This window comes from Pseudomonas alcaligenes (assembly GCF_014490745.1).
Lineage (GTDB): Bacteria > Pseudomonadota > Gammaproteobacteria > Pseudomonadales > Pseudomonadaceae > Aquipseudomonas > Aquipseudomonas alcaligenes_C.
Genome location: NZ_LZEU01000001.1, coordinates 463,502 through 476,860 on the forward strand (window position 1 = coordinate 463,502; position 13,359 = coordinate 476,860).

The window sequence follows — 13,359 nt, forward strand, 5'->3', positions numbered from 1 at the left end:
TCTCCAGTAACCCACCGGGGTGGGCAGGCGCCACCCGGGCCGCAAAGGGCCGGGGTGGCGGGCGGCACTTCCGGGTGCCGCGGGCAGTACTGCGCAAGGTGCAGCGAGACAGGCGTCGTTGTTGCGTCGGGCAAGGTTTCAGCGCTCGTGCACATAGGTGCCGGGCGAGGCTTCGCCGGCCTGGTAGTTCTTGTTGCCGAGGGTGGTCGGCGCCTTCTTCAGCTTGCCCGAACGCTCGGCCAGCCAGGTCTGCCAGTGCAGCCACCAGGAGTCGGCATGCTTGGTCGCGCTGGCCTGCCAGGCGCGAGGGTCATGCGGCATCTCGGTGTTGGTCATGTAGCGCGCCTTGGGGTTGCCCGGCGGGTTGAGAATGCTCTGGATATGCCCGCTGTTGGACAGCACGAACTCGCACTTGCCACCGAACAGGTGGGCCGACTTGTAGCAGGAGTCCCACGGCGTGATGTGGTCGGTGGTGCCGGCCACGCAGAAGAGGTCGCAGGTGACCTGCTTGAGGTCGATCGGCGTGCCGCAGACTTCCAGTGCGCCGGCGCGGGTCAGCGGGTTGGTCTTGAACATCTCGATGAACTCGCCATGCAGGGCGGCCGGCAGGCGGGTGGTGTCGTTGTTCCAGTAGAGGATGTCGAACACCGGCGGCTCGTTGCCGAGCAGGTAGTTGTTGACCCAGTAGTTCCAGATCAGGTCGTTGGGGCGCATCCAGGCGAAGACTTTGGCCATGTCGCTGCCTTCCAGCACGCCGGACTGATAGGAGCGGCGCTTGGCGGCTTCCAGGGTCTTCTCGTCGGCGAACAGGGCGACCTGGGTGTCGAGCTTGGTGTCGAGCACGCTGACCAGCAGGGTCAGGGCATGCACCTTCTGCTCGCCGAGGGCGGCATAGTGGCCGACCAGGGAGGCGGTGGTCAGGCCGCCGGAGCAGGCGCCGAGCATGTTGACGTCCTTGCTGCCGGTGATCGACAGAACCACGTCGATGGCTTCCTTGAGCGCCTCGATGTAGGTCGACAGGCCCCACTCGCGCTGGGCCTTGGTCGGGTTGCGCCAGCTGACCACGAAGGTCTGCACGCCATTGCGCAGGAGGAAGCGCGCCACGCTCTTCTCCGGCGACAGGTCGAACACATAGAACTTGTTGATCTGCGGCGGTACCACCAGCAGCGGGCGCTCCTGCACCTGCTCGGTGATCGGCTTGTACTGGATCAGCTCCAGCAGGTCGTTGCGGAACACCACGGCGCCATCGGTGATGGCCAGGTTCTTGCCGACCTCGAAGGCGTCCATGTTGACCTGACTGGGCATGCCGCCGTTGTGCACGATGTCCTTGGCCAGATGGGCGAGACCGTCGAGCAGGCTTTTGCCGCCGGTTTCGAAGAAGCGTTTGACCGCCGCCGGGTTGGCCATGGTGTTGGTCGGCGCCATGGCTTCGGTCATCAGGTTGATGACGAAATGGCCGCGGCTGGTGTCCTGCTCGGAGAGCTTGCTGTCCTCGATCCAGTCGTGCAGTTCCTTGCGCCAGGCCAGGTAGGTCTGCAGATAGCGGCGGTACAGCGGGTTTTGACTCCAGGCCGGGTCGGCGAAGCGGCGGTCGCCTTCTTCCGGCAGCAGTTCGGATTGGCCGAGCAGCACGTTCTTCAGTTCGAAGGCGAAGTGGCTGACGTGCTTGGCGCTGTGAAAGGGTTGCTTGATGGCTTGCAGCATCACCATGCGGGCAGAGGTAAGCAGGTCTTTACCGCGTATACCGATCACCGGGTTCAGGCCCAGGGTGTTTTCCGAAGCTTGGCGGTGCAGGTCTTCGTTGTTCTTTTGACTCATCTACGACGCTCCATTGTCCTGAGACGAATACCGGCATGACTGTGTGCTGACACAGGGCTAGGGGCTGGTACTGCTCGGGTTACCGGGTGCGGAACGATCTCCGCGCTTTCTTCGCATCTGCAGTAGGCAAATGCATGGAACCTGCCAGTTCCTTGGTTACCCGAGTTTCCGTTTTTGCGCAAGTTCGCTAAGGCTGATAGCGAGGCGCGCGGGAGTATGCCTAGGGCAATTAGAAAGTGCGCCCTAAGCGTGAAGGGAATATTGCGCGAGGGGCGTGCTAGAGCAGCAGGCGCACGACCGATTCGTTCGGGTCGCGGGATTTGCCGGCGGCGGCCAGTTCGCCGAGGTAGTCCTGCCACAACTCGTCGTGGCGGATGGCGAGCTGATAGAGATAGTCCCAGGTGAACAATCCGCTGTCATGGCCGTCGTCGAAGCACAGTTTCAGTGCGTAGTTGCCGGCCGGCTCCAGGCTGCTCAGGCCGACGCCGAGCTTGCCGGTTTGCAGTATGGGTTTGCCGTGGCCCTGGACTTCCGCCGAGGGCGAATGCACGCGCAGGAACTCGGCGCTGAGGTTGTAGCTCTGCTCGCCATAGCGCAGCTCCAGGGTCTTGGAGGCCTTGTGCAGTTTGATCGCGGTGGGCATGCGCATGGAGGGAACCTGGGAGACGGGTGGACAATGCCGGGCATTATCCACCCGCTGCCATCAGAGGATATAGCGCGACAGGTCTTCGTTCTGCGCCAGCTCGCCGAGGTGGCCGTTGACGTAGGCGGCGTCGATGCGGATCGGCGTGCCGTTCTGCTGGCCGGCCAGGTCGCCGGCGCTGAACGAGACTTCCTCGAGCAGGCGCTCGAGCAGGGTGTGCAGGCGCCGGGCGCCGATGTTCTCGGTCTTCTCGTTGACCTGCCAGGCGATCTCGGCGATGCGCTGGATGCCGTCGGCGGCGAACTCGATGTGCAGGCCCTCGGTCTTCAGCAGCTCGGTGTACTGCTCGGTCAGTGCCGCGTGCGGCTCGGTGAGGATGCGCTCGAAGTCCTGCGGCGACAGGGCCTTGAGTTCGACGCGGATCGGCAGGCGGCCCTGCAGCTCGGGCACCAGGTCGCTCGGCTTGCTCAGGTGGAAGGCGCCGGAGGCGATGAACAGGATATGGTCGGTCTTGACCATGCCCAGCTTGGTGTTGACCGTGCAGCCCTCGATCAGCGGCAGCAGGTCGCGCTGCACGCCTTCGCGGGACACGTCGGCGCCGCCGACATTGCCGCGCTTGGCGACCTTGTCGATCTCGTCGATGAACACGATGCCATTCTGCTCCACCGCTTCCAGGGCCTTGGCCTTGAGTTCCTCCTCGTTGACCAGGCGCGCGGCTTCCTCGTCGCGTACCAGTTTGAGGGCTTCCTTGACCTTGAGCTTGCGGCTCTTCTTCTTGCCCTTGCCCAGGTTGGAGAACAGGCTCTGCAGCTGGTTGGTCATCTCCTCCATGCCCGGCGGGGTCATGATCTCGATGCCGGCCGCTTGCTCGGCTACTTCGATCTCGATCTCCTTGTCGTCCAGCTGGCCTTCGCGCAGGCGCTTGCGGAACAGCTGGCGGGTGTTGGAGTCCTGGCTCGGCGCCGGATCTTCATTGAAGCCGACCCGTGCCGGCGGCAGCAGGGCGTCGAGGATGCGTTCCTCGGCGGCGTCTTCGGCGCGGGCCTGCACCTTGTGCATTTCCTGCTCGCGCAGCAGCTTGATCGCCGCATCGGCGAGGTCGCGGATGATCGACTCGACGTCGCGGCCGACATAGCCGACCTCGGTGAACTTGGTCGCTTCGACCTTGAGGAACGGGGCGTTGGCCAGCTTGGCCAGACGCCGGGCGATCTCGGTCTTGCCGACGCCAGTGGGGCCGATCATCAGGATGTTCTTCGGCGTCACTTCCTGGCGCAGCTCGGCCGGCAGCTGCATGCGCCGCCAGCGGTTGCGCAGGGCGATGGCCACGGCGCGCTTGGCGTCGTCCTGGCCGATGATGTGGCGGTTGAGTTCGGAAACGATCTCGCGGGGCGTCATGGACATGCAGGCTTGCTCCAACGGAAGCCGCGCTTATTCAGCGCAGTCTTCTTCCTCGATTGTCAGGTTCTGGTTAGTGAAGACACAGATGGAGCCGGCAATGTTCAATGCGGTCTCGGTGATTTCACGGGCGCTCAGATCGGTCTTCTGCAGCAGGGCCAGGGCCGCGGCCTGGGCGAAACCGCCGCCGGAGCCCATGGCGATCAGGCCATGCTCGGGTTCGACCACATCGCCGTTGCCGGTGATGATCAGCGAGGCGTCCTTGTTGGCTACTGCCAGCATGGCCTCCAGGCGGCTCAGCGAGCGGTCGGTGCGCCAGTCCTTGGCCAGTTCGACGGCGGCGCGCACCAGGTGGCCCTGGTGTTTCTCCAGCTGGCCTTCGAAGCGTTCGAACAGGGTGAAGGCGTCGGCGGTGGCCCCGGCGAAGCCGGCCAGCACCTGGCCGTGGTACAGGCGCCGTACTTTCTTGGCGTTGCCTTTCATCACGGTATTGCCGAGCGATACCTGGCCGTCGCCGCCCATGACGACTTTGCCGTTGCGGCGCACTGAAACGATGGTGGTCAAGGGGAGAGTCTCCACACAGCGGGGCGAAGTGCCCGGATGAAGACTTAGGTGGGGTGGCCCGCCCGGCTTTTCAACCGGGCGGGCACAAATCGCGGATCAGCGGGATTGGCGCTGCTGTAACAACAGATTGCTGTAGCCGCTGGCAGCCAGCTGCTTCTGCGCCGCAGCCAGTTCCTCGCGGCTGGCGTAGGGGCCGACCAGCACGCGGAACCAGGTTTCCTCACGTACCTTGCCCGACTCCACCTGCACGTTCTGGCCGAGCAGGATCAGCTGGGCGCGCACCTTGTCGGCGTCCTCGCGCTTGCGGAACGAGCCGGCCTGGAGGAAGAACTGGTTGCTCACCGGTGCCTTGGCCACTACCGGCACCGGAGGCGGGGTCTGGCCATTGAGCAGGGCCTCGGCGCGGGCGGCGTCGATCTTTGCCGCTTCCTCCGGGGTCACCGGCTTCTGCTCTTCCGGCTTCGGCGCATCGGCCGGCGGCAGGGCGTCCGGTGGCACTATGACCTCGGACTCCGGCAGCAGGGTGTAGAAGTCGTACTTCGGCTTGACCGGCTCGGCCACGGTTTTTTGCGGCGACTTGGTCTCGCTCGGCTTGCCGCCCTGGTGCTGGGCCTCTTCCGGCTTGGCACGCTGGATGCCGTTGCGCCCCGGTTCGAGGCTGAACAGGAACATCATGAAGCCGCCGATCACCAGGCCGCAGGCCAGCCATACCCAGCCCGGCACCGGTTTCTTCGCCGGCGCCTGGTAGCGGCTGGCGCCACGTTTGGGGGCCGGCTTCTTCTTCGTTGCCGCCACTTACATGCGCTCCAGGGTGTCCAGGCCGAGCAGCTCCAGACCCTGCTTGAGGGTGCGGCCGGTCAGCGCGGCCAGGCGCAGGCGGCTGTTGCGCACGGCCTCGTCCTCAGTGGCGAGGATCGGGCAGTTCTCGTAGAAGCTGGAGAACAGCCCGGCCAGGTCGTACAGGTAGGCGCACAGCAGGTGCGGGGTGCCCTTGTCGGCGACGTTGTTGAGCAGCTCGCCGAACTGCGCCAGCTTGCCGCCCAGGGCCTGCTCCTGCTCGGCGACCAGGCTGATCTGCCCGCCGATCTGGTCGACGCTCTTGCCCAGCTTGCGGAAGATGCTGGCCACGCGGGTGTAGGCGTACAGCAGGTAGGGCGCGGTATTGCCCTCGAAGCTGAGCATCAGCTCGAAGTTGAAGCTGTAGTCGCTGGTGCGGTGCTTGGACAGGTCGGCGTACTTCACCGAGGCGATGCCGACCACGCGGGCGATCTGGCGCAGCTCGTCCTCGCCCAGCTCGGGGTTCTTGTCCTTGACCAGGGCGTAGGCGCGCTGCTCGGCTTCGTCGAGCAGTTCGACCAGCTTCACCGTGCCGCCGTCGCGGGTCTTGAACGGGCGGCCGTCCGGGCCGTTCATGGTGCCGAAGCCCATGTGTTCCATCTCGAAGCTGGCGGGCACGAAACCGGCCAGGCGCGCGGCGGCGAACACCATCTGGAAGTGCAGGGCCTGGCGCTGGTCGACGAAGTACAGGGCGCGGTCGGCCTTCAGGACATTGGCGCGGTAGCGGGTGGCGGCCAGGTCGGTGGTGGCGTACAGGTAGCCGCCGCCGGCCTTCTGCACGATCAGCGGCAGCGGGTTGCCCTCGGCATTCTTGAACTCGTCCATGAATACGCACTGGGCGCCGTTGTCCTCGGTCAGCAGGCCCTTGGCCTGCAGGTCGGCGATGACGTTGGGCAGGTCGTCGTTGTAGGCACTTTCGCCCTTGACGTCGGCCATCGACAGTTTGACGCCGAGACGGTCGTACAGGGCCTGGCAGTGGCTCAGGGAAATGTCGTTGAAGCGGTGCCACAGGCGCAGGCACTCGGCGTCGCCAGCTTGCAGCTTGACCACCAGTTCGCGGGCACGGTCGGCGAACTCGGCGGAGTCGTCGAAGCGCTTCTTCGCCGCGCGGTAGAAGCCTTCCAGGTCGGCCAGCTCGCTCTCGGCGGCGGCCGGGTTTTCCTGCATATAGGCCAGCAGCATGCCGAACTGGGTGCCCCAGTCGCCGACGTGGTTCTGGCGGATCACACTGTCGCCGAGGAGCTCCAGTACACGCGCCACGCCGTCACCGATGATGGTCGAGCGCAGGTGGCCGACGTGCATTTCCTTGGCCAGGTTGGGGGCCGACAGGTCGACCACCACGCGCTGGGCCGGGCCGGCCTTGCGCACGCCGAGCTTGGCGTCGGCCAGGGCCGCTTCCAGGCGCTGGGCCAGGGCGGTGCTGTTCTGGAAGAAGTTGAGGAAGCCGGGGCCGGCGATCTCCACCTTGCTCACGCCGGCATCGGCGGGCAGGGCGGCGACCAGCTTCTCGGCCAGCTCGCGCGGCTTCATGGCGGCCGGCTTGGCCAGCATCAGGGCGATGTTGCTGGCGAAGTCGCCGTTGCTCTTGTCCTTGGTGTTCTCCACCTGGATGGCCGGGCTCAGGCCGTCGGGCAGCACGCCCTCGGCGACGAGACGGGTCAGGGCTTGCTGGATCAGGTGGCGAATCGTGTCTTTCATGGTCTGCTCGGTCGGCCGCGGCTGGTCGAAAACTGCGCATTATAGAGGCAGGCATTCGTTACAGGCGAGTGTGCAGGCTATGCGGTGCGCAGCGGGGGCGCGAATGGGGCGGTGAAATGCCTTGGGGCCACGCCAATCCGGGCGTGGGCTCAGAACAGATCGATCGGGTCGACATCCAGCGACCAGCGCACCGCGCGCCCGCCCGGCATGGCTTCGAGGATTGGCAGCCAGGCGGCCAGCAGCTTGTGCAGTGGCGCGCGGCTGGCGCACTGCAGCAGGAGCTGGGCGCGATGGCGGCCGGCGCGACGCTCCATCGGCGCCGGCACCGGGCCGAGCAGCTCGATGGCCGGCAGGCCCAGCTCGGCCTGCAGCTGTTCGGCATAGTCGCAGGCGTCGTCGAGGAAGGCCTCGGCCTGCCCCGGCTTGTGCGCCTCGGCGCGCAGCAGGGCGAGGTGGGCGAAGGGCGGCAGGCCGGCGCCGCGGCGCTCGCTCAGGGCCTGCTCGGCGAAGGCCGGGTAGCCCTGGTCGGTGAGCTGCACCAGCAGCGGATGGTCGGCCAGATGGCTCTGGATGATTACCTTGCCCGGCTCCTCGGCGCGTCCGGCGCGCCCGGCGACCTGCACGATCAGCTGGGCCATGCGTTCGCTGGCGCGGAAATCCGCGGAGTACAGGCCGCCGTCGGCATCGAGGATCGCCACCAGGGTGACGCGCGGAAAGTGGTGCCCCTTGGCCAGCATCTGGGTGCCGACCAGGATGCACGGCTCGCCGCGGGTGATGGTGCTGAACAGCTTGTCCATGGCGCCCTTGCGCGCCGTGCTGTCGCGGTCGATGCGCAGCACCGGGAAGTTGGGGAAGAGGATGTTCAGGCGCTCTTCGGCGCGCTCGGTGCCGGCGCCGACCGGGCGCAGGTCGACCTTGGCGCAGTCCGGGCACTGCCGCGGCGGGCGCTCGGCATGCCCGCAGTGGTGGCAGCGCAGTTCGCCGGAGCGCTGGTGCAGGGTCATGCGCGCGTCGCAGCGCGGGCACTGGCTGATCCAGCCGCAGTCGTGGCACAGCAGGGTGGGGGCAAAGCCGCGGCGGTTGAGGAACACCAGCACCTGCTGGCCGGCCGCCAGGGTCTGGCCGATGGCCTGCTGCAGCGGGCCGGAGATGCCCGAGTCGAGCGGCAGGCTCTTCACGTCCAGGCGCAGGAAGCGCGGTGCCTGGGCGCCGCCGGCGCGCTGGCTGAGCTTGAGCAGGGCGTAGCGCCCGGCGTGGGCGTTGTGCAGGCTTTCCAGCGACGGCGTGGCCGAGCCGAGCACGATCGGCAGGTTTTCCTGGCGCGCGCGTACCAGGGCCAGGTCGCGGGCGTGGTAGCGCAGGCCTTCCTGCTGCTTGTAGGAGGCGTCGTGCTCCTCGTCGATGATGATCAGTCCCGGGTTCTTCAGCGGGGTGAACAGCGCCGAACGGGTGCCGATGATGATGTCGGCCTCGCCGTCGCGGGCGGCCAGCCAGGCGTCCAGGCGTTCGCGGTCGTTGACTCCGGAATGCAGCAGGGCGATGCGCGCGTTGAAGCGGCGGGCGAAGCGGTCGACCGTCTGCGGGCCGAGGTTGATCTCGGGGATCAGTACCAGGGCCTGCTTGCCGGCTTCCAGGCAGTGGCGGATCAGCTGCAGGTAGACCTCGGTCTTGCCGCTGCCGGTGACGCCATATAGAAGGAAGGCGCCGAAGCTGGCCATGCCCGACTGGATGGCGGTGAAGGCGGCGCGCTGCTCGGCATTGAGGGGAAGCTCCGGTTGCGCCAGCCAGCCGCCATGGCGCACCAGCGGCGCGCTACGGCGCACCTCGACCTGCACCAGGCCTTTCTCCAGCAGCAGGTCGAGGCTGTCCTTGTTCAGCTGCAGCTTGCTCAGCAGGCCGTGGGCCACGCCGTGCGGGTGCTGCGCCAGGGTGCGCAGGGCCTCGCGCTGGCGCGGCGCGCGGGCCAGGCGCGGGTCGTCGAGGTGGGCGTCGGCGCTGGCGTGCCAGAAGCGCTCCTGGCGCGCCTCGGCCGGTTCGCCCTGGCGCAGCAGCACCGGCAGGGCCCAGCTGAGGGTGTCGCCGAGGCTGTGCTGGTAGTACTGGGCCGTCCACAGGCACAGCTTGAATAGTGCCGGTGGCAGTGGCGAGTGACGGTCGAGCAGGGCCAGGGCCGGCTTGAGCTTGTCGGCCGGTACTTCGCTGTGCTCGCTGACCTCGATCAGGATGCCGATCACCTCGCGCCGGCCGAAGGGCACGCGCAGCCGTGCGCCGGGTTGCAGGACGCTGCGCGGTACGCCGGCAGGTGCGCGGTAGTCGAACAGGCGGCGCAGCGGCGAGGGCAGGGCGAGGCGCAGAATGGCGTCGGGCACGGGTTACTCCAGGGTGAGGCGGCGATGCTACCACGGCCGTGCGTCGCCCTGAGTGGCGGGCGGCTTGCGTGAATGCCGTGCTCTGGTATGATCCGCGGCCTATTTCCGTGCGGTACCCGGCAACCAGCCAGGTGGCGGCACACCAACCGAGGAAAATGCGATGAAAGCCGATATCCACCCGCAATACGAAGAAATGGTTGCAACCTGCAGCTGTGGCAACGTGATCAAAACCCGTTCCACCCTGTGCAAGCCGATGAACCTGGACGTGTGCTCCGAGTGCCACCCGTTCTACACCGGCAAGCAGAAAATGCTGGATACCGGCGGCCGTGTTGATCGCTTCAAGCAGCGTTTCGGCATGTTCGGCGCCAACAAGTAAGCGTCCGAGCTGTCACGGAAGGCCTCATGGGTTGTTCCGCGTTGTTGAAAAAGGCGTCCCGAGTGGGCGCCTTTTTCGTTTCTGTCGTCTGGCTGGCACCGCTGTGGGCGGCCTGCCCCCTGCCTGCTGCGCTGGCGCCGCTCAAGGTCGAGCGGGTGGTCGACGGCGATACGTTGCGCCTGAGCGACGGCCGCAGCGTGCGCCTGATCGGGATCAATGCGCCGGAGCTGGCTCATCACGGGCGCTCGGCCGAGCCTTTCGCCGAAGCGGCGCGTCAGCGTCTGCAGGCGCTGGTGACGGCGAATGACGGTCAGGTTGTCCTGCAGGCCGGGCGGCGTGCCCGCGACCACTACGGGCGCAGCCTGGCCCATGCCTACGATGCCCGCGGGCGCAACCTGGAAGCACAGTTGCTGGGTGAGGGGTTGGGCTATCAGGTGGCCTTCGAGGCGGATGCGCTGGTCGACTGCCAGCGCGCCGCGGAGCGCCAGGCGCGCTCTGCTCGCCTGGGCTTGTGGCGGCACGCGCAGGTGCAGGCGCCGGGCGATATCCAGCAGGGCGGCTTTGCCCTGATCCGCGGGCGCATCGAGCGGGTGCAGCGCAATCGCGGCGGGCTGTGGCTGGAAATGGCTGGCTCGCTGGTGCTGCGCGTCGAGCCGCAGCGCCTGGCGCAGTTCGATGCTGCGGCCCTGCAGCGCCTGGCCGGGCGCCAGGTCGAGGCGCGCGGCTGGGTGGTTGACCGGGCGCGGCAGGGCGGCGTAAAAGCGGATCAGGCCCGCTGGATGCTGTCGCTCACCCATGCGGCGATGCTCGAGGTGCTGCCATGAAGCTTCGTGTTGCGCTGGTACTGCTGTTGCTGCTGCAACTGGGTGGTTGTGCGGTCAACCCGGCCACCGGGCGCACCGATTTCGTGATGATGAGCGAGCAGCAGGAAATCGAGCTGGGCCAGCGCTACAGCCAGGAAGTGCTGCAGCAGTATCCGCGCTACCCCGACGAGCAGCTGCAGGCCTACGTGCAGCAGGTCGGCGAGCGGGTGGCGCGGCATTCCCACCGCAGCAACCTGGCCTACAGCTTCACCGTCATCGACTCGCCGGAAATCAACGCCTTCGCCGTGCCCGGCGGGCATATCTACATCCATCGTGGACTGATGGCCTACCTGAGCTCCGAGGCCGAGCTGGCGGCGGTGCTGGGCCACGAGGTCGGGCATGTCACGGCGCGCCACAGCGTGCGCCAGCAGAGCCAGTCGACGGCCTGGAACATCCTCGGCCAGGCGGTGGCGATTGGCTCCGGCGTCGGCGCCGCCGGTGACCTGACCAATGCCCTGGGCGGCGCCTTCGTGCGCGGTTACGGCCGTGACATGGAACTCGAGGCCGACGGGCTCGGTGCCCAGTATTTGGCCCGTAGCGGCTACGACCCGCAGGCGATGATCGAAGTGGTCAAGGTACTCAGGAGTCAGGAGGACTTCGCCCGCGATCAGGCCGCAGCCAAGGGCCAGGAGGTGCCGCCAAGCGGCTACCACGGTCTGTTCGACACCCACCCGGACAACGACACGCGCCTGCGCCAGGTGGTGGCCGCCGCCGGGCCGCTGGCCACCGGGCGGGGCGAGGTCGGCCGCGACAGCTACCTGCGCCGCCTCGAGGGTCTGCCGTTTGGCGACTCGGCCGATGCCGGGGTGCGCCGCGGCCAGCGCTTCTATCATGTCGGCCTGGATTTCAGCCTGGCGATTCCCGCGGGCTGGGCGCTGATCAATCGCCCGGATGCGCTGATCGTGCACAGCGCCGATCAGCAGGCCTTCGTGGTCATGAGCCTGGAGCCGCTGCGCCAGAACCAGGATGCGACGCAGTACCTGCAGCAGCGCGCCGGCCGCCAGCAGCTGGTGCAGCAGGACAGCTTCCAGCAGGCCGGTCTGGACGTCGCCAGCGCGGTGGTGCCAGGGCAGGCGGCCAAGCGCGTGGCTGCCATCGTGCGCGGCAAGCAGGCATTCCTGTTCGTCGCCGCGGTCAAGGGGCATGCCTCGCTGGAGAGCCAGGACGACCACTTCATGGCGGTGATCCGCAGCTTCCGCCCGTTGCAGAGCGGTGAGCGCCAGCTGGGCGAGCCGCGACGCCTGCACCTGGTGCGGTACCAGGCCGGGCAGAGCCTCGATGCCCTGGCCCGGGACATGGCCGACGAGGATCAGCCACTACTGCGTCTGCGCCTGCTCAACGGTCTCTATCCGGATGCCCAGCCGCAGCCCGGCGATCAGCTGAAGGTGGTGCGCTAGGGCGTCGCAGCCCCCGCCGGCCGGCTTGTGGGGCGGTGTCATCTTGCGTATGCTCGCTCGCCTGCGTTTCACAGCAAAAGCGGAAATAGCCAACATGTCTGATTTGAAAACTGCCGCTCTCGAGTACCACGCCCAGCCCCGTCCGGGAAAACTGAGCGTCGAACTGACCAAGCCCACTGCCACTGCACGCGACCTGTCCCTGGCCTACAGCCCGGGCGTGGCCGAGCCGGTGCGGGAAATTGCCCGCGACGCCGAGCTGGCCTACCGCTACACCGGCAAGGGCAACCTGGTGGCAGTGATTTCCGACGGCACCGCGATTCTCGGCCTGGGTAACCTCGGCCCGCTGGCCTCCAAGCCGGTGATGGAAGGCAAGGGCGTACTGTTCAAGCGTTTCGCCGGTGTCGACGTGTTCGACATCGAAGTCGATTCGGAAAGCCCGCAGGCCTTCATCGACACGGTCAAGCGCATCTCCATCACCTTCGGCGGCATCAACCTCGAAGACATCAAGGCGCCGGAGTGCTTCGAGATCGAGCGCGCCCTGATCGAGCAGTGCGACATTCCGGTATTCCACGATGACCAGCATGGCACCGCCATCGTCACCGCCGCCGGCATGCTCAACGCCCTGGAAATCGCCGGCAAGACCCTGGAGCAGGCCAAGATCGTCTGCCTGGGTGCCGGTGCTGCCGCCATCTCCTGCATGAAGCTGCTGGTCAGCATGGGCGCCAAGGTCGAGAACATCTTCATGCTCGACCGCAAGGGCGTAATCCACGCCGGCCGCGACGACCTCAACCAGTACAAGGCGGTGTTCGCCCACCAGACCGACAAGCGCAGCCTGTCCGACGCCCTCGACGGCGCCGATGTGTTCGTCGGCCTGTCCGGTGCCAACCTGCTGAGCCAGGAAGACCTGCAGCGCATGGCAGCCGACCCGATCGTGTTCGCCTGCTCCAATCCGGATCCGGAAATCAAGCCGGAGCTGGCCCATGCCGTACGTTCCGACGTGATCATGGCCACCGGCCGTTCGGACTACCCGAACCAGGTCAACAACGTGCTGGGCTTCCCCTTCATCTTCCGCGGTGCTCTGGACGTACGTGCCACCCGTATCAACGAAGAAATGAAGATCGCCGCGGCTCTGGCTCTGCGCGACCTGGCCAAGCTGCCGGTGCCGCAGGATGTCTGCGACGCCTACGGCGGCATCTCGCTGAGCTTCGGCCGCGAGTACATCATCCCGAAACCGCTGGATGGTCGTCTGATCACCGTGGTAGCCGATGCCGTGGCCAAGGCCGCGATCGAAAGTGGTGTGGCGACCCTGCCGTATCCCAAGCACTACCCGCTCAAGTCGGTGGACGATGTGTTCAACGGCTGAGTAAGCCGAGCATAAAAAAGCCCCGCTGATGCGGGG

11 protein-coding genes are annotated in these 13,359 nt (G+C 66.8%); 4 read left to right on the forward strand and 7 right to left on the reverse strand.

Annotated features, from left to right (window positions below; all coding sequences use genetic code 11):
- Positions 1-138: 138 nt before the first annotated feature.
- The 7 genes from phaC to A9179_RS02160 all read right to left on the reverse strand — a co-directional run bounded on the left by phaC (position 139) and on the right by A9179_RS02160 (position 9,324).
- Positions 139-1,818 carry a class II poly(R)-hydroxyalkanoic acid synthase gene (gene phaC, locus A9179_RS02130; RefSeq protein ID WP_187804217.1) on the reverse strand — a complete coding sequence of 560 codons (1,680 nt, stop codon included), beginning with the start codon at positions 1,816-1,818 and terminating at the stop codon, positions 139-141.
- Between the two features lie 277 nt (positions 1,819-2,095).
- A complete protein-coding gene (locus A9179_RS02135; RefSeq protein ID WP_187804218.1) occupies positions 2,096-2,467 on the reverse strand; it encodes a gamma-butyrobetaine hydroxylase family protein in 372 nt (123 codons plus the stop codon).
- Positions 2,468-2,521: 54 nt separating this feature from the next.
- Positions 2,522-3,862 carry an ATP-dependent protease ATPase subunit HslU gene (gene hslU / locus A9179_RS02140; protein WP_187804219.1) on the reverse strand — a complete coding sequence of 447 codons (1,341 nt, stop codon included), beginning with the start codon at positions 3,860-3,862 and terminating at the stop codon, positions 2,522-2,524.
- 27 nt (positions 3,863-3,889) lie between these two features.
- On the reverse strand, positions 3,890-4,420 hold the full coding sequence (hslV, locus tag A9179_RS02145; protein WP_187804220.1) for an ATP-dependent protease subunit HslV: 531 nt from the start codon (positions 4,418-4,420) through the stop codon (positions 3,890-3,892).
- Between the two features lie 96 nt (positions 4,421-4,516).
- Complete coding sequence (locus A9179_RS02150) at positions 4,517-5,215, reverse strand: SPOR domain-containing protein (protein ID WP_187804221.1); 699 nt, start codon at positions 5,213-5,215, stop codon at positions 4,517-4,519.
- Positions 5,216-6,955, reverse strand: coding sequence for an arginine--tRNA ligase (gene argS, locus A9179_RS02155; protein WP_187804222.1), 1,740 nt, complete (start codon positions 6,953-6,955; stop codon positions 5,216-5,218). It lies immediately after the preceding gene.
- Positions 6,956-7,104: 149 nt separating this feature from the next.
- On the reverse strand, positions 7,105-9,324 hold the full coding sequence (locus A9179_RS02160) for a primosomal protein N' (RefSeq protein WP_187804223.1): 2,220 nt from the start codon (positions 9,322-9,324) through the stop codon (positions 7,105-7,107).
- A gap of 160 nt (positions 9,325-9,484) precedes the next feature.
- Here A9179_RS02160 and rpmE point away from each other — a divergent pair, with 160 nt between their 5' ends.
- From rpmE to A9179_RS02180, 4 genes are all read left to right on the forward strand, one after another.
- A complete protein-coding gene (gene rpmE, locus A9179_RS02165) occupies positions 9,485-9,700 on the forward strand; it encodes a 50S ribosomal protein L31 (RefSeq protein ID WP_187804224.1) in 216 nt (71 codons plus the stop codon).
- Between the two features lie 26 nt (positions 9,701-9,726).
- On the forward strand, positions 9,727-10,524 hold the full coding sequence (locus tag A9179_RS02170) for a thermonuclease family protein (protein WP_187804225.1): 798 nt from the start codon (positions 9,727-9,729) through the stop codon (positions 10,522-10,524).
- A complete protein-coding gene (locus A9179_RS02175) occupies positions 10,521-11,960 on the forward strand; it encodes a M48 family metalloprotease (protein WP_187804226.1) in 1,440 nt (479 codons plus the stop codon). The genes A9179_RS02170 and A9179_RS02175 overlap by 4 nt, the downstream gene beginning before the upstream one ends.
- Before the next feature lie 94 nt (positions 11,961-12,054).
- Entirely contained in the window at positions 12,055-13,323 is a 1,269-nt protein-coding gene (locus A9179_RS02180; RefSeq protein WP_187804227.1) for a malic enzyme-like NAD(P)-binding protein, read from the forward strand.
- Positions 13,324-13,359 lie beyond the last annotated feature (36 nt).